19 protein-coding genes and 3 pseudogenes are annotated in these 21123 nt (G+C 32.0%); 21 read left to right on the top strand and 1 reads right to left on the bottom strand.

Annotated elements, in window-relative coordinates; translation table 11 throughout:
* Nucleotide 1 precedes the first annotated feature (1 nt).
* The 19 genes and pseudogenes from atpE to ACPWTF_RS12950 all read left to right on the top strand — a co-directional run bounded on the left by atpE (nucleotide 2) and on the right by ACPWTF_RS12950 (nucleotide 18913).
* On the top strand, nucleotides 2-199 hold the full coding sequence (atpE, locus tag ACPWTF_RS12860; protein ID WP_008465835.1) for an ATP synthase F0 subunit C: 198 nt from the start codon (nucleotides 2-4) through the stop codon (nucleotides 197-199).
* Between the two features lie 90 nt (nucleotides 200-289).
* On the top strand, nucleotides 290-790 hold the full coding sequence (locus ACPWTF_RS12865) for a F0F1 ATP synthase subunit B (RefSeq protein WP_095930604.1): 501 nt from the start codon (nucleotides 290-292) through the stop codon (nucleotides 788-790).
* Nucleotides 791-794: 4 nt separating this feature from the next.
* The gene (atpH, locus tag ACPWTF_RS12870) at nucleotides 795-1328 is read left to right on the top strand and encodes an ATP synthase F1 subunit delta (RefSeq protein WP_379795051.1); all 534 of its coding nucleotides are present in this window, start codon (nucleotides 795-797) and stop codon (nucleotides 1326-1328) included.
* Nucleotides 1329-1365: 37 nt separating this feature from the next.
* Nucleotides 1366-2945, top strand: a pseudogene (gene atpA / locus ACPWTF_RS12875) (F0F1 ATP synthase subunit alpha).
* A gap of 90 nt (nucleotides 2946-3035) precedes the next feature.
* Nucleotides 3036-3896 carry an ATP synthase F1 subunit gamma gene (gene atpG / locus ACPWTF_RS12880; RefSeq protein ID WP_427871421.1) on the top strand — a complete coding sequence of 287 codons (861 nt, stop codon included), beginning with the start codon at nucleotides 3036-3038 and terminating at the stop codon, nucleotides 3894-3896.
* Nucleotides 3897-4302: 406 nt separating this feature from the next.
* Nucleotides 4303-4971, top strand: coding sequence for a hypothetical protein (locus ACPWTF_RS12885; RefSeq protein ID WP_427871422.1), 669 nt, complete (start codon nucleotides 4303-4305; stop codon nucleotides 4969-4971).
* Nucleotides 4972-4975: 4 nt separating this feature from the next.
* Nucleotides 4976-6097, top strand: coding sequence for a hypothetical protein (locus ACPWTF_RS12890; protein WP_427871423.1), 1122 nt, complete (start codon nucleotides 4976-4978; stop codon nucleotides 6095-6097).
* Between the two features lie 28 nt (nucleotides 6098-6125).
* Nucleotides 6126-7940 (top strand): OmpA family protein, encoded by a 1815-nt coding sequence (locus ACPWTF_RS12895; RefSeq protein ID WP_427871424.1) that lies wholly within the window; start codon nucleotides 6126-6128, stop codon nucleotides 7938-7940.
* Between the two features lie 46 nt (nucleotides 7941-7986).
* The gene (locus ACPWTF_RS12900) at nucleotides 7987-8757 is read left to right on the top strand and encodes an ABC transporter permease (protein ID WP_427871425.1); all 771 of its coding nucleotides are present in this window, start codon (nucleotides 7987-7989) and stop codon (nucleotides 8755-8757) included.
* 2 nt (nucleotides 8758-8759) lie between these two features.
* Nucleotides 8760-9590, top strand: coding sequence for an ATP-binding cassette domain-containing protein (locus ACPWTF_RS12905; RefSeq protein WP_427871426.1), 831 nt, complete (start codon nucleotides 8760-8762; stop codon nucleotides 9588-9590).
* Nucleotides 9591-9601: 11 nt separating this feature from the next.
* The gene (locus tag ACPWTF_RS12910) at nucleotides 9602-10453 is read left to right on the top strand and encodes a hypothetical protein (protein WP_427871427.1); all 852 of its coding nucleotides are present in this window, start codon (nucleotides 9602-9604) and stop codon (nucleotides 10451-10453) included.
* A complete protein-coding gene (locus tag ACPWTF_RS12915) occupies nucleotides 10447-11091 on the top strand; it encodes an AAA family ATPase (protein WP_427871428.1) in 645 nt (214 codons plus the stop codon). The genes ACPWTF_RS12910 and ACPWTF_RS12915 overlap by 7 nt, the downstream gene beginning before the upstream one ends.
* Before the next feature lie 800 nt (nucleotides 11092-11891).
* Nucleotides 11892-12338 carry a GNAT family N-acetyltransferase gene (locus tag ACPWTF_RS12920; RefSeq protein ID WP_427871429.1) on the top strand — a complete coding sequence of 149 codons (447 nt, stop codon included), beginning with the start codon at nucleotides 11892-11894 and terminating at the stop codon, nucleotides 12336-12338.
* 95 nt (nucleotides 12339-12433) lie between these two features.
* Nucleotides 12434-13895 (top strand): annotated as a pseudogene (locus tag ACPWTF_RS12925) (lipopolysaccharide biosynthesis protein).
* A gap of 29 nt (nucleotides 13896-13924) precedes the next feature.
* Nucleotides 13925-14359 carry a dUTP diphosphatase gene (gene dut, locus ACPWTF_RS12930; protein ID WP_198855027.1) on the top strand — a complete coding sequence of 145 codons (435 nt, stop codon included), beginning with the start codon at nucleotides 13925-13927 and terminating at the stop codon, nucleotides 14357-14359.
* 65 nt (nucleotides 14360-14424) lie between these two features.
* Nucleotides 14425-15440 (top strand): annotated as a pseudogene (locus ACPWTF_RS12935) (sugar phosphate nucleotidyltransferase).
* 48 nt (nucleotides 15441-15488) lie between these two features.
* Nucleotides 15489-16841 carry a tetratricopeptide repeat protein gene (locus ACPWTF_RS12940; protein ID WP_427871430.1) on the top strand — a complete coding sequence of 451 codons (1353 nt, stop codon included), beginning with the start codon at nucleotides 15489-15491 and terminating at the stop codon, nucleotides 16839-16841.
* A 14-nt stretch (nucleotides 16842-16855) separates the two neighbouring features.
* Nucleotides 16856-17635, top strand: coding sequence for a DUF4292 domain-containing protein (locus tag ACPWTF_RS12945; RefSeq protein ID WP_427871431.1), 780 nt, complete (start codon nucleotides 16856-16858; stop codon nucleotides 17633-17635).
* 24 nt (nucleotides 17636-17659) lie between these two features.
* Entirely contained in the window at nucleotides 17660-18913 is a 1254-nt protein-coding gene (locus ACPWTF_RS12950) for a murein hydrolase activator EnvC family protein (protein WP_427871432.1), read from the top strand.
* Nucleotides 18914-18954: 41 nt separating this feature from the next.
* Here the strand turns inward: ACPWTF_RS12950 and ACPWTF_RS12955 are convergent, their stop codons facing one another.
* Nucleotides 18955-19374, bottom strand: a complete 420-nt coding sequence (locus tag ACPWTF_RS12955; RefSeq protein WP_427871433.1) for a CBS domain-containing protein — start codon at nucleotides 19372-19374, stop codon at nucleotides 18955-18957.
* Between the two features lie 124 nt (nucleotides 19375-19498).
* Here ACPWTF_RS12955 and rbfA point away from each other — a divergent pair, with 124 nt between their 5' ends.
* On the top strand, nucleotides 19499-19891 hold the full coding sequence (gene rbfA / locus ACPWTF_RS12960; RefSeq protein ID WP_095930618.1) for a 30S ribosome-binding factor RbfA: 393 nt from the start codon (nucleotides 19499-19501) through the stop codon (nucleotides 19889-19891).
* Between the two features lies 1 nt (nucleotide 19892).
* Complete coding sequence (locus tag ACPWTF_RS12965; RefSeq protein ID WP_427871434.1) at nucleotides 19893-21092, top strand: ABC transporter permease; 1200 nt, start codon at nucleotides 19893-19895, stop codon at nucleotides 21090-21092.
* Nucleotides 21093-21123 lie beyond the last annotated feature (31 nt).

Here is a 21123-nt window from a genome sequence, read left to right on the forward strand (position 1 = left end):
TATGGGAACAATTCCAACTTTAGTAGGTGCTGGTTTAGTAGTAATCGGTGCAGGTTTAGGTTTAGGTAAAATCGGTGGATCTGCTATGGACGCTATTGCTCGTCAGCCAGAAGCTGCTGGTAAAATTCAAACTGCGATGATTATTATCGCGGCTTTATTAGAAGGTTTAGCATTCGCTGCTTTGATCTTAGGAAAATAATAAAGAGAGAAATAACAGCATCTTTAACGGTTGGTTAAAGATGTTGTTACTTTTAAAAAAGAAATTAAATATTTAATATAGTTATATAAAATGGATAAGTTAATTAACGATTTTTCATTCGGATTATTCTTCTGGCAGGCTTTAATCTTGGTAATATTAATTTTGCTTTTAGTAAAATTTGCTTGGAAACCAATTATGGAATCTATTACTGCAAGAGAAGAAGGTATTAAAAATGCATTGCTTTCTGCTGAAAACGCAAAGAGAGAAATGGAAAATTTACAAGCTGATAATCAAAGAATTTTGAATGAAGCTCGTGCAGAACGTGACGCGATGTTGAAAGAAGCTCGCGAAATGAAAGAGAAAATGATTGCTGATTCTAAAAACGAAGCTCAAGAAGCTGGTCAAAAAATGATTGATCAAGCTAAAGCGGCTATCGAAAGCGAAAAAAATGCTGCAATGGCAGAATTGAAATCTCAAGTTTCAACTCTATCTTTGAGTATTGCTGAAAAATTATTGAAAGAAGAACTATCTAATAAAGAATCTCAAACTAAATTGGTAGAGAAATTATTAGGTGACGTAAAGTTAAACTAAGATTATGGCAAGTACAAGAGCAGCAATTCGTTATGCAAAAGCAATTCTAGACTTAGCAAACTCTAAAGGTGTTGCCGAAGCTGTCAATAACGATATGAAATCAATTGCAAATGCAATTGAGACGAATCAAGAATTGAGTACATTTATCCAAAACCCAACAACTACTGTTGAAGTTAAAGAAAGTGCTCTTTTGGAAGTTTTTGCAGATGTAAATGGAGTAACAAAAGGTTTATTTCATTTATTATTCGAAAACAAAAGATTCGAAATTCTAAATGCAATTGCATTAGAATACAATAAATTATTTGATGAAAGTAATGGTGTTGAAGTAGCAAAAGTTACAACAGCTATTCCAATGGATGCAGACTTAGAAGCTAAAGTTTTGGCAAAAGTTGCAACTTTATCAGATAAAAAAATTACAATAGAAAATGTAGTAGATCCTTCAATTATTGGTGGATTTATTTTGAGAATAGGAGATAATCAGTACAACGCTTCAGTTGCTAACAGATTACAAGTATTAAAAAGAGAGTTAAGTAATTAGTTTTATAACACAAAAAGTGTCTAAATTATAAATTAAGATGGCGGAAATCAAACCTGCTGAAATTTCAGCAATATTAAGAAAGCAAGTAGAAGGTTTTGAATCTGGTGCTACGCTAGAGGAAGTAGGATCAGTACTTCAAGTTGGAGATGGTATTGCTCGTGTTTACGGGCTATCTAATGTTCAATATGGTGAGTTAGTGGAATTTGATAACGGTATGGAAGGTATCGTATTGAATCTTGAAGAGGATAATGTTGGGGTTGTATTATTAGGCAGCCATCAACTGGAATTAAAGAAGGATCTACAGCAAAAAGAACTCAACGTATTGCTTCTCTTAAAGTTGGTGAGCAAATGGTAGGACGTGTAGTTAACACTCTTGGTTTTCCAATTGATGGAAAATGACCAATCGGTGGTGACTTATACGAAATGCCTTTAGAAAGAAAAGCACCTGGAGTTATCTTCCGTCAGCCAGTAACTGAGCCATTACAAACAGGAGTAAAAGCGGTTGATGCTATGATTCCAGTTGGTCGTGGACAACGTGAGCTTGTAATCGGTGACCGTCAAACAGGTAAATCAACTGTTTGTATCGATACAATCTTAAATCAAAAAGAATTTTACGATGCAGGAAAACCTGTATTCTGTATATATGTTGCAATTGGACAAAAAGCTTCAACTGTAGCAGGAATCGCTAAAATGTTAGAAGAAAAAGGAGCAATGGCTTATACAGTTATCGTTGCTGCTAATGCTTCTGACCCGGCTCCAATGCAAGTTTACGCTCCATTCGCTGGTGCTGCAATTGGAGAATATTTCAGAGATTCTGGTCGTCCAGCTCTTATCGTTTATGATGATTTATCTAAACAAGCTGTTGCTTACCGTGAGGTTTCTCTTTTATTAAGAAGACCACCGGGACGTGAGGCTTACCCTGGAGACGTTTTCTACTTACACTCTCGTTTATTAGAGCGTGCTTGTAAAGTAATCGCTGATGATGGTATCGCTAAAAACATGAACGATTTACCAGATTCTATCAAATCTATCGTAAAAGGTGGTGGTTCATTAACTGCATTGCCAATTATCGAAACTCAAGCTGGTGACGTTTCTGCATATATCCCAACAAACGTAATCTCTATTACAGATGGTCAGATTTTCCTTGATGGAGATTTGTTCAACTCTGGGGTTCGTCCTGCAATTAACGTAGGTATCTCTGTATCTCGTGTTGGAGGTAATGCTCAAATTAAATCAATGAAAAAAGTTTCTGGAACTTTAAAATTAGACCAAGCTCAATTCCGTGAATTAGAAGCTTTCGCTAAATTTGGTTCTGACTTAGATTCTGTTACTTTAAACGTAATTGAAAAAGGAAAAAGAAACGTTGAGATCTTGAAGCAAGGTTTAAATGATCCTTATACAGTTGAAAACCAAGTGGCTATTATCTACGCTGGTTCTAAAAACTTATTAAGAAATGTACCTGTTAATAAAGTAAAAGAATTCGAAGCAGATTTCTTAGCTTACTTAAATAGCAAACATAAAGATACACTTAACGCTTTGAAAGCTGGTAAATTAGATGACGCTATTACAGATGTTATCGAAAAAGCGGCAAAAGAAGTTTCAGCAAAATATAACTAATTAGATAATTGATAAATTAGATAATTAGATAATGTTCCATCATTATTCTAATTATCTAATTTTAAAATTGTCGCATTTTCTAATTAATAGATGGCAAATTTAAAGGAAATCCGTAATAGAATTACTTCCGTTTCATCGACGATGCAGATTACATCGGCTATGAAAATGGTTTCTGCTGCAAAGCTGAAGAAAGCACAAGATGCAATCACTGCAATGCGTCCTTATGCCGAGAAATTAACGGAGTTATTGCAAGATCTTTCTGCTACACTAGAAGGTGAAATAGGAGGAGATTACACTACACAGCGTGAAGTAAAAAAAGTATTGTTAGTTGCCGTAACCTCAAACAGAGGTCTTTGTGGTGCTTTCAATTCAAATATTATTAAAGAGATTAAAAATCGTACTGAATTTTATGCTGGAAAGCAAGTTGACGTTTTTGCCATTGGTAAAAAAGGTGGTGATGCTTTAGTTAAAACACATAAAATTCACGGTCATCATAATGCAATCTTTGATCATTTAACATTTGAAAATGTTGCTGGAATTGCAGATAATTTGACTGAGAAATTCTTATCTGGAGAATACGATAGAATTGAGTTAGTATACAATCAGTTTAAAAATGCTGCTACTCAGATTGTTCAGGTAGAGCAGTTTTTACCGTTAGCGCCTATTAATACTGATGGTGCTGCTGTTTCTGGAGATTATATTTTTGAACCAGGAAAAGAAGAAATTGTATTGGCTTTAATTCCTAAGTCTTTAAAAACGCAATTGTACAAAGGTATTCGTGATTCATTTGCTTCTGAGCACGGAGCGCGTATGACTGCAATGCACAAAGCAACAGATAACGCAACAGCTTTAAGAAACCAATTAAAATTAACTTATAACAAAGCTCGTCAAGCTGCGATTACAAGTGAGATTTTGGAGATCGTTGGTGGAGCAGAAGCTTTGAATGGATAATTAATTCATTAAATATAATTAGAAGGCCAGCAAATTATGCTGGCCTTTTTTTTTTGTTTTTTTTCGAAGTACAAAAAATCTACACTTTTGAATCAATCACTTATTTTGTAAGAATTATTGATTTTTATTTTGTACAAGACATAGATTGCAATTAACACTATAAAATCTATTTTCTAATATTATTTCCAACGCTTTTATAGCCACTTTACTTCGTTTAATAAAAAATCTTAGAATTGCTTTCTTATTATTTTCCTAAGACTGTTTAAATAATTGTAAGTAATTTTTTAAGTTTAAATTTAAATTGAAAGAAAAACTTTATAATTTAATTTAAAAGTATATTTTTGCCATTTATTTATTCATGTTCAATAATCAAATTTATTATTGGAGCTAAAGAAAACAAGCAATAATGGCAAACGATAGTTTTAATTGGAAAAAGCTCTTTATAAATGAAGAAGAGAGTAGCAATGAGAAATCTGAATTTGTAAGAGAAAAACAGACTTCAGTAAATTTAAGTAACCAGTTCCCGATTCATAATGAGGAGATATACAATTCAAATTCGTCGAATCCTTTTTTAAGCGAAGTTTTCGATGTTTATGAAAAAGGATTCAATTCTTTGAACATAGAAGGATTTGATTTTTTTGAAATGTATAAATCAGTTTTAGCTGTTGGAAGTTCTAACGCACAAAGCTACCAAATGGCTTTTGCGATGGGTAAATCTATAAATTCAGAATTAACAAAAGAGTTTCTCTTAGAGAAGGCAAATTTTTATATAGCTGAAATTGAAAAGGTTTACGAAAAATACAATGTTGTTGGTCTAGCAAAAAAGAAGGAGTTAGACAATTCAATCACACAGGAAAAAAATAATCTTTCTAAAAGTGTGACAGAATTAGAGACTAAAATAGTTGAATTGCAAAAGGAGCTCGAATTAAAAAAGATAGAACTTCAGAAAATGGATCCAAATAATGAAAAACAGCTTTTAGAAATTCAATTGAAAATAGAAGCCAACGATCTATCAAGACAAAAGATTTTAGCATCAATAAATACTGTAGTTACAGGAATCAATCAATATTTATAAAGACATGGATAAGTACGAACAAGAAAAAAGTACACTTTTATCATTACCAATATTAAAACACTTTGATGAATCAAAGGGCGAAATTGCTTTAAAAACAGCAGATCTTAAAAAAGGGGAAAAAGGACTATATCTTGCTTTAGCGATTGGTTTGCTTGGTATGGGAGGTTATTTAGTCTGGACTTATATTATTCCGCCATTATTTACAATGCTTGGACAAGCTATTGCATTATCTGCAACGGGTGTTTTTTTGGTTTTTCTAATTATGATGGCTCCGGTCATTAACAAAGCGCTTCGTTTTGCCACAAAAAATATTCACAAAGCTCTAATTCAAAGCAATCCTTTTAATGAATTGGAAGAGCAAAAACAAAAAATGATCAAGAACCGTGAGGTTTTTAAAAACACAAAAGCCAAGTTAAAAGGATTGAAAAATGACATGGAGATCGAAGCCAATAAATCTGAAAAAGAAGCAAAATCTTTTCAAGATGATGTTTTGAGTTTACAGCGTCAGTCAGAAAAATTAAAATCGGCAATGGATGAAATGGTGAAAGTAAATGGTCTCGCAGCTAAAGATACAGATGAATATGTGGCTTTGCAAAGTGAGTTGGCCAAAAAGCTTAGTGAATCTCAAAGAATTTCAACGCAATATGAGCAAAGCAAAAGCTTTATTCAAAAATATGGAGTAAGAGCAAACGTGCTTGGAAAAATGGATAGAAAATTGACTTTGGCAGGAACAGCAATAGACATCAAAATTGCAGATTTTGATGCGACGGTCAAAATGCTTCAAAAAGAATATGAATTTGCAAAAAATGCCAGAGAAGCTACAGAAAGTGCAAAAAGCGCTATGATGTTTACAAAGGATTGGGAATTGGAATATGCCTTGGAAGTTGTGACTTCAACAATTGCTCTGGATATAGCAAAGACTTCTGAGAACTTAATAGATATTGATGCTTTGACTTCTAAGTATTCTGTTGATAACGATGAACTCTACTCAAGATTGGACTCTTTGGCAGATGAAATTAAAACCGGAAATAATACAATTCCGGATTCTACAAAATATTCTGGACCAAATTATAAAATGACGAAGGAAGATAAATTGTCAAGCGGAGGTTTTGGCGATATTTTTTAATAAAGAATAAATAAAATTCAAATATATAATGGGAAAAATTTTAAGAACACAAAAGTTAACTACATTTTCAGAATTACTGATTGTTATTGTAGCAATTGGAGTTGTTTTAGGGGGAATTTATTATTTATCTCCAGGGTTGAAAACTGCTGTGTCAAAACAATTAAGCGGTATTGATCTTAATCAACAGGATGTTAATAATGTAATGAACGCTGAAAAAATTGCTCTTCCGTCTAAAGAAGTTTCTACAGAAGTTACTAATAAACCATTAGTAAGAATTGCAGCGTATGCATGGAATGCTCAATCTGGAATTATTGTTTCTAACGGAAGGCCAAAAACAACAAAAGGTTCTTTGATGGAAAAAAACGGAGTTAATCTTGAAATTATTCGTCAAGACTGGCTTTCGGAATTACGCAATATGCAAATGAAATTTATCGAAGAATTTGATAAGGGAGAAGCTTATCCATCTTCAAATAAAAGTGCTTTTGCTATTATGATGATGGGAGATGGCGCGCCGTTTTACATTAGCTCTATGCAAAAATCACTAAATGAAAAATATGGTAAAAATAAATACCATGTACAAGTTTTAGGTGTTGTTGGAATGAGTAATGGAGAAGATAAATTGATTGGCCCGCCAAATTGGAAATCTGATCCAAAGTCTATGAAAGGTTCAGTTATTTCTGCCGTTCTTGGTGATGGTGACTGGGTTACAACAGTAAATTATTGTTTTGTAAACGGTTTAAAAGTAAATCCAGATCCGACTACTTATGATGCCGAAGCCGTAAATATTTATCCATCTGAAAATGATGACTATATCAAATCTGCTGAAGAATTGATTAAATCGCAGACTACAGGATGGACTGTAACATTGAAAGAAGTTGTAAACGGTAAGTTAACAGGAAAATCTGTAAATAGAAAAATTGACGGCTGTGCGACTTGGACACCTGGTGATAAAACTGTTTTTGACAGATTATCTGGTTTTGTAGATATTGTTTCTACAAAAGAATTTAATAACCAGATGCCAACAGTAGTTATTGGAGTAAAAGAATGGGCAGAAAAAAATCCTGAAATTGTTTCGAATATTTTAAAATCGGCACTTACGGCTTCAAATCAAATGAAAAATTATGAAGATTGGAAAGTAAGAGCTTCGCAGGCAGTTGCAGATACTTACCAAATTGAAACTCCAGAATATTGGTATAAAATGTTTAAAGGACAGCAAGAAACTAAAAACGGATTGACTTACAATATGGGAGGTTCAAAAGTATTTAATTATGCTGATGCAATGCAGTATTTTGGTTTATCTGATGGAGTTAACAGATATAAATCGGTTTACAATCAGGTTTCGGGATATTTGACAGAATTGAATCCGTTTGGATTTAATGAAAATGTAGGAACTCCTGTTTCGTATGATGAAGCAGTAAATTTATTCTTTCTTAAAAATATTAATGATATTGAATCAACTTCTGCAGATAAAGCAGACTACAGTAACAAAGCTACTGAGGTTGTAGCTTCTGGAGAATGGAAAATTAACTTTAATACAGGAAGTGCCGAAATTTCAAGTTCATCAAGTAAAGAAGTTGAAAGAATTTATAATCTTTTGGTTCAGGCAGAAAATACAAAGCTTACAGTTGTTGGACATACAGATAATGTTGGAAATCCAGATGCCAATTTAGCATTGTCAAAAAGCAGAGCTGAAGCAGTTGTAAATTATTTAAAGCAAAAAGGAATTCCGGCAAGTCGTTTTCAAATGGTTGACGGAAAAGGGCAAAGCGATCCAGTTGCCGATAATAATTCTGCTTCTGGAAAAGCATTAAATAGACGAGTTGTCATTACTTTCTTAAAATAAAAATTAAATATAGAAGGCTGTCTTATGATGGCCTTCTTCTATAATTATGATAAAATATTTTATTCCCTTTGAAAAAACATCAAAAATCAACAGAACCGTTATTATAACTGCATGGTTGGTTCTTTTGATAGCGTTTTGGTTTATAGGAACATCTGGGCAAAAACATCTTTTTCCTTCGCCAAGCCAAGTATTAACTGGCTTTACAGAATTGTATAAAGAAGGTTTGGTCGTGCATATTTTTAATTCTTTAAAACTGTGTTTCATCTCTATTTTTTTAGCTACAATAATATCATTGTTATTTGCTTATTTGTGGCCAATCCCATTATTAAAACCGGTATCTGAATTTATAACCAAATTTAGGTTTTTGCCTTTTACAGGTCTTTCATTTTACATTACAATGGTTATTCATGAAGCGAGAATGATGCAGGTATGGATATTAGTTATTTTCCTGACTACATTTTTAACGACATCTCTAATTGCAGTAGTTAAAGATATTCCGCAAGAAGAATTTGATCATGCCAAAATGTTGAAATGTACGCGATGGGAAGTGCTTTGGCAGGTAATTATTTTAGGGAGGCTAGATTATGTAATTGATGTAATTAGACAAAATCTGGCGATAACCTGGATGATGCTTGTTACGGTTGAATCTATTGTAGTGGCTTCTGGAGGATTGGGGTTTTTAATTAAAAATTCAGATAAATTCATGAATACCGGACGTATAATTGCATTACAAATCATCATTTTATTAATTGGTTTGGGATTAGATTCCGCAATCAATTTTTTAAGAAAAGCAATATTTAGATATTCAAAAATATAATTATGAAATACGAATTTAAAGAGACACTACTATATGTAGAAAATCTTAGCGTTGCATACGACAATAACATTATTATTAAAGATATAAATATTACAGAAAAAGATGTTGTTCGGGAAGAAAGTGATTGTACAGGACAAGTTTTGGCTTTTGTTGGGAGATCTGGCCGTGGAAAATCTACTTTTTTTAAAGCACTTACAGGATTAGTATCTCCTACGTCAGGGAAAATTTTAATTAAAGATTTTGAAAATCCTGCACCCAATATGGCAAAAACAATACACGAAGGCGACATTGGATTTGTAGATCAAAAATATACTTTGTTCAGACATAAAACAGTTCGGGAATCACTTCAATTTTCTTTAAGAAAAACAAATCTTTCAAATAGTGATAAAGAAGGAAAGATTAATCAGTATTTAAACGAATGGGGTTTAATGAATTGTGCCGATAAATATCCTAATGAACTTTCTGGAGGACAAAGACAAAGAACAGCAATAATTGAACAGTTATTTTCATCAGATCAGTTTATCGTTTTAGATGAACCTTTCTCAGGCCTTGATGTTGGAAACATAGAAGAAGTGAAAAAAGCATTTGAATTACTTGGAAACTCTTCTGAATTTAATACTGTTATTTTTTCTACACATGATATTGATTTAGCACTGGAATTAGCGCAGGTAATTTATATAATAGGATACCCAACAGTAAACGGAGTACAACAATCGTACGGAACAATTGTAGCCAAATATGATTTAAGAGAAATGGGATTAGCCTGGAAAGAATATTGCGAAGATCATTTAAAATTATCAAAAGAAATTATTCATCAAATGATGATTTCTTAAAATATTGGGCAATGAAAAAAAATCCAATCTCAATTATAGAAGATTCATTTTTGTCTTTAAAAAAATATTTAGAGCTAAATACAAATGATAATGAAGCCGTTTTTACGGCTTCATTTATTAAAAAGCTAGAAAATGAAACAAGAAGCATTCTTGAAATTTGCGATGTATTAAATCAAGATCAAGATTTTATTGTAAAGATAAACGAATGCAAAAACAGTGAATCTCAAGGGAAATTACTAAAAACAGAGCTTTTTTTTCTGGCAGATTTTATTACTCTTTTTAAGATCGAAATAAAGCAAAATGAGAAAGCACAATTTGTAATGGCTTATTACTATGATGTTTTACGAAATAAACATTTTGCCGATCAAGATTCATCTAAAGCATTAAATCAATTGATTTTTTCAAATGAATTTAAAAAGATTTTTCAAAATATCATTCAGGATAATACCATTTCACTGGCAAAAGACACAAAGCAACAGTATTTTTTGTTAGAAGAATTAAATGATGCAAGACAGGAAGAAATCATCAAAAAGTATAAAAATTTTATTGAATATGCTTTTGATCAAAAATTTAATAACGTTGACAAATTCAAAGATTTTTTTGGAATAAAGTCAAGTTCTGAATTTGAAAAAAATAAAGCAATAAGTGAAGTTTTAGAAAATGATACGTTAGAAAAAGTGCTTCAAGAATTAAATGACTTGATAGGTCTTGATGAAGTTAAAAAAGATATTGAAAAACTTATTAATTTATTAGAAATCCAAAAAAAGAGATCAAGAGATGGGTTAAAGAATATTGAGATAACATTACACACTGTTTTTCTTGGCCCCCAGGAACAGGTAAAACAACAGTTGCAAGATTGTTAAGCAGAATTTTCAAGCATTTAGGGTTTTTATCTAAAGGACAATTATACGAAACAGATAGAGAAGGACTCATTGCTGGATATGTTGGACAAACGGCCACGAAAGTAAACAACGTGGTAAACTCAAGTATTGGGGGTGTGCTATTTATAGACGAGGCTTATGCCTTGACACAAAATACACTTGGCAATGATTACGGATCTGAAGCGGTAAATATTTTGTTAAAAAGAATGGAAGACAACCGCAAAGATCTGGCAGTTGTAGTGGCGGGATATACACAACCAATGAAAATTTTTATAGAATCGAACCAAGGACTGCGCTCTCGTTTTAATAGATATTTTTATTTTAAAGATTTTACTTCCAATCAATTATATGCAATTTTTGAGTCGTTTTGTTTAAAATCAGATTTTATAATTTCTGATGAAGCTAAAGAAAAACTAACAGATACTTTTGAATTATTATATAGAAATAAAACCGAAAACTTTGGAAACGCGAGATTGGCACGTAACGTATTCGAAAAATGTGTGCAAAATCAAGCCAATAGAATTATAACTTTAAAAGAATTAAACAGTGATACTTTAAAAAAATTAACAGATGATGATGTTCCCGAGTTAAAAGAAATTGAATATAATTTCGATTCTTGACAAAAAATTAGCCAGCAAATATTTGCTGGCTAATTTTTTATTGGAAGTTTTATTCTTTTTTAAAAATAATTTTATAAAATGGTGATTCTCAAATTACAGTTAAGTTGAGAATCACTACCATTTTATAAAAATAGACAGATAACTCTGCGTGCTTTGTCTTTCATGGGAACAAACTAGCTTTATTAGTCCCAATGCTCTGTTTTTTTAAGGGTTACAATACAGCAGAATCAATCCCTTGTGCTTTGTCTTTCTTGGGAACAAACAAGCTTTATCAGTCCCAGTGCTCTGTTTTTGTTAGGGTTACAATACAGCTGAATCAATCCCTTATGCTTTGTCTTTTATGGGAACAAACAAGCTTTATTAGTCCCAGTGCTTTCTTTTTTATGAAGGGTTGTTACTAGCTTTTCTCATTCCCTTTGAGACAAATTTAAAAAAAGACTGTAAAAAAAATGTTACATAATTTTCATGTTTGTTTTATATATTTCACATGTTGTGTTAAAAAATAGTTGTAATTATCTGTGAGTAAGTATATTGTTGAAATATTATTACTTGTTTCAGTAATTTGCCTAGACATTCCTCAGTTTTGTCTGTTATCGAGAAGTTTTTTAAAGCAATTGCTCTTATATAAAACGTATAATCTTATATAAAACGTATAAAATGTGCATTTATTTTTTCTGTAATACAATCAATGTCCAATAAATTAGTTAAAGACGTTTAAGTAGAATAGATCTATGATGGAAAAACAGATTCTTTCGTGATTATATTTTGAGTATTTTTGAATTCTATTTCATTTTTAAATAATGGCTTTACAAATAAAAGAGCTTACGACCATTGAGGAAATGGTGGCTCAAATCAATACAATTCGATTTCTATATCCTAATATATCTCTAGAAAAGTATGAATCATTTCTTTCTGAAATGGTTCCGCATAACTATATTCAGATTGCAATATTTGAAGATGATATTTGTCTCGGTCTAACAGGTTGCTGGTCGGCTACAAAACTGTGGACGGGAAAATATCTAGAAATTGACAATTTTGTTGTTAATCCAGATCATCGATCTAAAGGAATCGGAAAATTGCTTACCGATTATATAGAGAAAAAAGCAATTGAGTTAAATTGCAGCAGTATAGTCTTGGATGCTTTTACGGGAAATTTTGGAGCGCATAGATTTTATTATAACCAAGGTTATGCTCCAAAAGGATTTCATTTTGTCAAAATTTTAGATGAAAAGAAAATGACTGTCTAAAAACGATCATAAGTTTTCTTTATTGCATCAACAAAAGCTCCATTAAACAAAAGAAATGGTTATTTTTGTCTTACAAACATTATTAGAATTATATTTTGGGATTATATAAAAATCTATTCAAGCAAACGGCAATTTACGGACTGGCTACAGTTTTACCTAGAATGCTAAGTTTTTTATTAGTGAGATTATATACAGGAATTTTGCCTACAGCTGAGTATGGTGAAGTTTCAATTGTATTGTCTTGGATGGTTTTCTTTAACGTAGTTCTTTCTTACGGAATGGAAACTGCTTTTTTTAGATTTTACAGTGCCGAAGAGGACAAGAAGAATGTAATCGCAACGTCTACCATTTCTATATTTTGGACCTCAATAATCTTTCTTTTTGTTGGATTAATTTTTAGAAATACGCTGGCAAATCTAGCCGAAGTTGATGTTCAATATATTACTTATACCGTTTGGATTTTAGTTTTAGATGCGCTGGTTTTAATTCCGTTTTCTAAACTTAGGGCTAATCAGAGACCAATGGTTTATGCGGCAATCAAGATTGGAAATGTGGTGATAAACTTATTGCTGAATATATTTTTCTTGATTTATCTGCCAAAATTGGCAGCAGAAAATCCGAATTCTGTTTGGGATAATTTATATGTACAAAATTTCCAAATTGCTTATATTTTCATTGCAAACCTTTTGGCAAGTTTGGCAACTTTTATTGTACTTTCTCCAAATTATCTTTCGCTTGGGCGAAAATTCGAATCCTGTGCTTTGGAAGAAAATGATGAAGTATGGATTGCCTATTTTAGTGGCTGGACTAGCGTTTGCAGTAAATGAACACTTCGATAAAATTCTATTAGGATATTTACTTCCAGAAAATTTAGCAAAGTCTGAAGTTGGAGCTTATTCTGCTTGTTACAAACTAGGACTATTTATGGTTCTTTTTGCAACTGCTTTTAGATTAGGTATTGAGCCATTCTTTTTTAGTCATGCTAAAAATGAAAACGCACCGCAGACTTATGCGGTAATTACCAAGTATTTCGTGATTTTAGGATCATTGATTTTATTAGGTGTAATTGTTTTCGCCGACGTTTTGAAATATTTGTTATTAGACAATAAATCGTATTGGGAAGCCATGAAAGTTGTGCCATTAATTATTTTGGCAAATTTCTTTTTAGGGATTTACAACAATTTATCGGTTTGGTACAAACTAACTGATAAAACAAAAATAGGAGCTTACATTTCTATTGTAGGAGCAATTGTTACCTTGATTTTAAATTATCTATTAATTCCGAAATACAGCTATTATGGTTCTGCAATTGCAACCATTTCAGCCTACGGAAGTATGATGCTTATTTCTTATGTTTTAGGAAATAAATATTACCCAATTCCTTATGACATGAACAAAATTGGCGCTTATCTAGGCGTTTCAATATTGTTTTCAATTATCTCTTTTTACGGATTTAGAGAAAAATATTATGTTGGAATTCCGCTTCTTTTAGTTTTTATGTATATGGTTTACCATTTTGAAAAAGATACTATTAAAGGAATAATGAAGAGAAAATAAGACGCTTTTTAAAAATTTTATATTTAAAAATGAAAATTCAAATTATCAATAAATCACAGCACGATTTACCAAATTACGAAACGATTGCTTCTGCAGGTATGGATTTACGGGCCAATATTATAGAACCAATTACGTTAAAACCTTTAGAAAGAACTATCGTAAAAACAGGACTTTTTATCGAATTGCCAATTGGTTACGAAGCGCAAGTAAGACCAAGAAGCGGTCTGGCCGCTAAAAAAGGAGTAACAGTTTTGAATTCGCCAGGAACTATTGATGCAGATTACAGAGGAGAAATAGGAGTAATTTTAGTAAATTTATCTAATGACGATTTTGTAATCGAAAATGGAGAACGAATTGCACAGCTGATTATTGCAAAACACGAAAGAGCAGAATGGATTGAAGTTGAAACACTTACTGAAACATCAAGAGGTGAAGGCGGCTTTGGAAGCACTGGAGTGAAATAATAAAAAAGAAAGACCAAACCCAATGAAGATTTTTATAAAATCTTCACATAAAATCAAATAAGAAAATGAAGATAATTGTGCCAATGGCGGCCGCGGATCAAGATTGAGGCCTCATACATTAACCGTTCCAAAACCATTAATTCCAGTTGCCGGAAAATCTATTGTACACCGCTTAGTAGAAGATATTGCCAAAATATTAAAAGAACCAATTGAAGAAATTGCTTTTATTTTAGGAGATGAAGCTTTCTTTGGAGACGATGTTGTAGCAAGCTTAGAAGATTTGGCTAAAGGATTAGGAGCTAAAGCTTCAATTTACCGCCAGGATCAGCCGTTAGGAACTGGACATGCGATTATGTGTGCAAAAGAATCTCTATCTGGACCAGCTGTAATTGCTTATGCAGATACTTTAATTAGAGCTGATTTTGAATTAGATCCAGAAGCAGATGCTGTAATCTGGGTAAAACAAGTAGATCAGCCTGAAGCTTTTGGTGTTGTAAAACTAAACCAAAATAATGAAATTGTAGAATTGGTTGAAAAACCAAAAGAGTTTGTTAGCGATTTAGCCGTTATCGGAATTTATTATTTTAAAGAAGTTGGAGTTTTAAGAAATGAACTTCAAAATGTTTTGGATAATAACATTCAGAATGGTGGAGAATACCAGATAAATGATGGTATCAAAGCGATGATGGCAAACGGAAAAGTTTTTAAAACTGGAAGTGTTGACGAGTGGATGGACTGCGGAAACAAAGATGTTACCGTTGAAACGAATACTAGAATGTTAGGTTTTCTTCATAATGACGGAGAACATTTAGTAGATTATGGCGTGACTTTAGAGAATTCAACAATTATTCCTCCTTGTTATATTGGAGAAAATGTGGTTTTGAAGAATACGACAATTGGACCAAATGTTTCTCTTGGAAATGGATGCCACGTAACAGACAGTACAATCAAAAACAGTTTGGTACAAACGTATTCTAAAATTAAAAATGCTAATCTTGATAATGCAATGATCGGAAATCATGTAAGTTACGATGGTAAATTTACAAGCATCAGCATTGGAGATTACGCTGTTTTAGAATAAAATAAAAATTAGCAAAGTTTCGTTTTGTTTAAAATTTAATTTTTACAAATGATCAAAAAAAGAGTTTTTACAGTTTTGTTTTTTGCTTTATTCAGCATATCATTTTCGGTTTTTGCACAGACAGAACCCGAAGATATTGCTATGGCACCAGACGAATACCAAGACTCGTTTTATGAATCTTTAAAACAAAAAGGAATTGAAAATTATGATAAAGCCATTGTATCATTGGAGAAATGTATCAAACTGAAACCCAATGATGCAGTTGCTTATTTTGAATTAGGAAAAAACTATCTGGCGCTTAAGCAATACCCAAACGCGCAAGATGCTTTTGAAAAAGCAACACAGCTTGATCCTAAAAACAAATGGTTTTGGCTTGGAATTTACGATGTAAGTTATGAGACAAAAAATTATCCTTTGGCAATTGAAATTATTCAAAAAATAATTGCTTTTGACGAAGAGTATAAAGACGATTTGATTTCGCTGTACATGATTACCAATCAGTATGATAAAGCATTGATCGCGATTAATGAAATGAATGATAAGTTCGGAAAATCTTCTGATCGCGAAATTTACAAAGCACAGATTTTATCGCAAGGAAAATATCAAAATGCTGAAATTGATAATTTGATTCAACAGATTAAAAAAGATCCAAAAGAAGAATCAAATTACTTGAATCTCATTCTCTTATATTCAAAAAGTAATGAAAACGAAAAATCGCTTGAAGTAGCAAAGCAATTGGCAAAAGAAATTCCAAATTCTGAATGGGCACAGGTGAGTTTATTCAAAACTTATTTAGATGCCAATCAGGCTGATAAAGCTATAAAATCGATGAATGTGATTTTAGCAAGTTCAAAAATCGATTCAAAAATCAAACATAGAACTTTGAATGAATTTTTGATTTATGTAAATAAAAATCCACAGTATTCTGCCGATTTAGAAAAAGCTATTTCTTACTTTGATAATGACAAAGATGTTGACGTTGCCAAGGAAATTGGAAAATTTTATCACAGCAAAGGACAATTTGAAAATGCCATTAAATATTATGAAAAAGATTTAAAAGCAAATTCAGATACTGATCTTGAAACCAATATGTTATTGCTGGAAGCTTATACTCAGGCAAAACAATACGAGCCCATGACCAAAAGAGCCATGATGCTGATTGAAGTTTATCCGAGTCAGGCTCAGTTTTATTACTATGCAGGTTTAGGAAGTAATCAGCTTAAACAGTTTAAAAATGCAAAAACCGTCTTAGAAATGGGTCTTGATTATGTGGTGGATGACTTAAAATTAGAATCAAATTTTAATATTCAGTTAGGAGAGGCATACAATGGTTTAGGAGATGTAAAGAAAAAAGAGGAATACTTTTTGAAGGCAAATGAAGTATTAAAGAAGAAAAAATAAAAAAGAGAATTCAGATGAAAAAATATATATCAATACTAGTATTGTCTATTGCTGTAATTTCATGTAAATCGAAAGCAGTAGCAGTACAAGGAAATACAAGCCAGACAATTGCACCAAAAGAAGACAAAAAAGTAATCGAAAAACATTATGATAATAAGTTAGATTTTTCGACTTTATACATCAAAGCAAGTGCAAAATATGTTGATGAAAAACAAAGCCAAAATGTTACGGCTGAGATTAGAATCGAAAAAGATAAACAGATTTTAATAAGCATTCGTTTCTTAGGAATAACAATGGCAAAAGCTTTAATAACACCTGATGCAGTAAGTTATTACGAGAAAATAAACAGTACATATTACGAAGGTGATTTTACTAGTTTAAGCAAATGGTTAGGAACAGATTTAGATTATTCTAAAGTTCAGAATCTGTTGGTTGGAGAAGCATTTGATGATTTAAGAAAAGGAAAATATACTCAAACTATTGTAGATAATCTTTTTAGGCTAGACGAAGAAAAAGATGCCAATTTGAAGAAAACCTTTTTCTTAGACGGAGAGAAATATTTAATTCAGAAAGAAGAAATTTCACAGCCATCAGAAAATAGAACTTTACAAATTGCATATTCTGATACTAAAAATTTTGATCAAGGTGCTTTGCCTACAAGCATCGAAATCAATGCAGTACAGCCAAAAGGAAAAACAAGTATTAACTTGAATTACAACAATATTTCATTTAATGAAGAACTTTCTTTTCCATATAGTGTCCCAAGCGGTTATAAAAAAGTTTCAATTAAGTAAATTTGCAAAAATAAAAATAGAAACATGCCAAAATTTCTCCTAAGTCTAGTTTTAGTTTGTGCCACTACATTTGTATGGGCGCAAGATTCTCAGCAAGAAAAACTGGAGCAGCGTAAAGCTCAAATTCAGCAGGAAATAAGAGATAACGAAAAGATGCTACAGTCTGTTCGAAAAAAAGAGAAATCTGCTGTAAATGAATATTTAATTCAGGCAAACAAAATCAAGCTAAAAGAGAAATTAATCAATACTACAGCAAAACAAGAAAAACTGATTAGTAATGATATGTACATTAATCAGGTTCAGGTTAATAAACTTAAAAAAGAATTGAAAGTTCTAAAGGAAGATTATGCCGAGATGATTTTAAAATCATACAAAAGCCGTTCTGAACAGAGCCGTGCTATGTTCATTTTATCTTCTGAAAGTTTCTTACAAGCTTATAAAAGAGCACAATACCTAAAACAATATACTGCTTTTAGAAAAAAGCAAGGTCTTGAAATTCAGTCCAAAACGGCTCAATTAGTAGATTTTAATGCTAAATTGGATGGTCAAAGACAAATAAAAAAGAAGGTAATTGCTGAAAACCAGAAAGAGAAAATTACGCTGGAAGCAGAGAAAAAAGAACAGCAGAAATTAGTTAATGCCCTTAAAAAGGATAAGAATAAAATTGCTGCAGATATCAGATCAAAACAAAGTGAAGCGAAAAGAATTGATAAACAAATTGATCGTTTAATTCGTGAAGCCATTGCTGAAGCCAATAGAAAAGCCGCTGCAGAAAGAGCAAAAGCGAATCCAGGATTTAGCGAAGCAAAAGCACCAGTGTCTTCTTCTAAAATTGCATTGACACCAGAAGATAAAATTTTAGCTGCAGATTTTAAAGCAAATAGAGGAAGATTACCATGGCCAGTTGAAAAAGGATTTATTTCTCTTGGATATGGAGATCAACCACACCCATTGCATCCTTCAATTACAGTTCATAATTCTGGAGTTGAGATTACAACAGAAGACGGGGCAAGCGCTAGAGCAGTATTTGCGGGAGAAGTTTCTAAAGTAATCGTTTTATCACCTGTGAATAAAGCAGTCGTGATTCAGCATGGAGACTTTTTCACGGTATATCAAAATTTAAGCTCTGTTTCGGTTAGCCAAGGAGATAAAGTGACTATTAAGCAAAACATCGGAAAAGTAAGAACAAGTGGAGATACAGGAAAAACTATTATTAAATTCTTGATTCTTCAAAACACATCGAATAATAATCCAGAAGGATGGCTGCAAAGCAGATAAAAATAAGAGGGAGCATTTTGCTCCCTTTTTATTTCAGTCATTTAATCGTACTGTTCCAAAAAGTATTTCACAACATCAGTTGTGGTTACTATCCCTTTAAGTTCGCCTTCATCAACAACGGGAAGAGCATGAAAATCTTCTTTTACAAAAATCTCAGCCAAATCTCTTATTATAGTGTCAGATGATACTGTTTTCGGTTTCGAAGTCATAACCTGAGAAATAGTTAGCATTTCTAATATCGCTTCATCGGCATTTTCCTGACCTTCAAATAAAGCTCCAAAAGTTAATCGGTTTATATCCGTTCGGCTAATAATTCCAACAACTTCTTTACCTTTTACAATCGGAATGTGACGTATGGCATGTGTTTTTAATTTTTCGACTACTTTTTTAAGATCATCTTTTTCGTTCGCAGTCACTACAGTTTTAGTCATAATATGACTAATTGGTTCTCTTTTTTTCATGATAGATTAGTTTTATATTTATATCAAATATGTAGAATAATTCCCTCAAAAGCCATGACCTTTATCAGCTTTTAAAACAATTAAAAGAGCATGTAATACGACTAAATTTTAGTATTTTTGCAGTATGGAAACAAATAGACAGAAAAAAATAGGCGGTGTTATTCAGAAAGATCTGGTTGACATTTTGCAAGGTGAAGTGAGAAAAAACGGAATTACAAATTTGGTGATTTCTGTATCCAAAGTGAGTGTAACTACAGATTTATCTGTTGCGACAGTATATTTAAGTATTTTTCCACAAGAAAAAGCCAAAGAAACTTTAGAGGCAATTAAAACCAATACCACTTTAATCAAACATGATTTATCACAACGTGTACGTTTACAATTGCGCCGTGTTCCTAATTTAGTATTCTTCATAGACGATTCATTAGATTACATCGAGAAAATCGACAATGCACTTGCAGGAAAAGAAAACCCAATAGAAAACAGAGATCTTTTAGAAAAAAGAAGAAAATCATAATTTGAATTTCCCCTTATACATAGCCAAACGTTATATTTTTAGCAGCAGTAAAAACAATGCTATCAATATCATCAATCGTATTGCCAGCATGGGAATCATTGTTGGAACAATGGCTTTGTTTGTGGTTTTATCTGTTTTTAGCGGATTAAAGGTTTTTAGTCTTTCGTTTACAAACGAAATTGATCCAGACTTAAAATTGACAAATACTTATGGAAAGTCTTTTTTACTTACTCCCGATCAGGAAAACGAAATTAAGAAAATCAATGGTGTTGCTTCTTATACCAAAATTATAGAAGAACGTGTTTTGTTTTTATTTAAAGACAAACAGCAAGTTACTTATCTAAAAGGAGTTGATAGTGTTTATCCAGTTGTTAACGATATTAAGAAAAAACTCTTTAATGGACAGTGGCTCAAACCAGACAGTTATCAGGTTGTAATTGGTTACGGATTAGCTCAAAATTTCTCAATGGGAATTCTTGATTTTGAAAACCCACTTCAGGTTTTTGCTCCTAAACCAGGAAAAGGCGCAATCGAAAATCCAGAAGAAGCGTTCACTAAAACCGATGTTTTACCTGTTGGAATTTATTCGATTAGTGAAGATTTAGATTCAAAATATGTATTTGCAGATTTAGGATTGGCACAGGAATTACTCATGTACAAACCAAATCAGATCTCTGGAATTGAATTTAAATTAAAAGAAAACGCAGATGAGGGAGCAGTAAAGACTCAGCTCAAATCTATTTTTAAAAATAAAATCACTTTAAAAAATAGAGCACAGCTAAACGAGTCTTTGTATAGAATGCTAAATACCGAAAACATTGCAGTTTATCTGATTTTTACATTAGTAATTATTGTGGCTCTTTTTAATTTGATTGGCGCATTGATTATGATGATTTTAGAAAAGAAAGGAAATCTAAAAACGCTGTTCAACTTAGGGACGGATATTACGGGACTTCGAAAAATATTTTTACTTCAAGGAACTTTATTGAGTGTTTTTGGTGGTTTAATCGGACTTGCTTTAGGTATAATCCTTGTCTTATTACAGCAGAAGTTTGAACTCATCATGATCACACCAACTTTGGCTTACCCTGTTGTTTTTACAATAGAAAATGTTCTAATAGTAATGACGACCATTATTTCATTAGGGTTTGTTGCTTCATTAATTGCAAGCAGCCGAGTAAGTAAAAAATTACTGGATTAATTTCTTCTTTAGAAATATTACTTATATTTAC

The organism is Flavobacterium sp. MMS24-S5 (assembly GCF_050320125.1).
Classification (GTDB): Bacteria; Bacteroidota; Bacteroidia; order Flavobacteriales; family Flavobacteriaceae; genus Flavobacterium; species Flavobacterium tyrosinilyticum.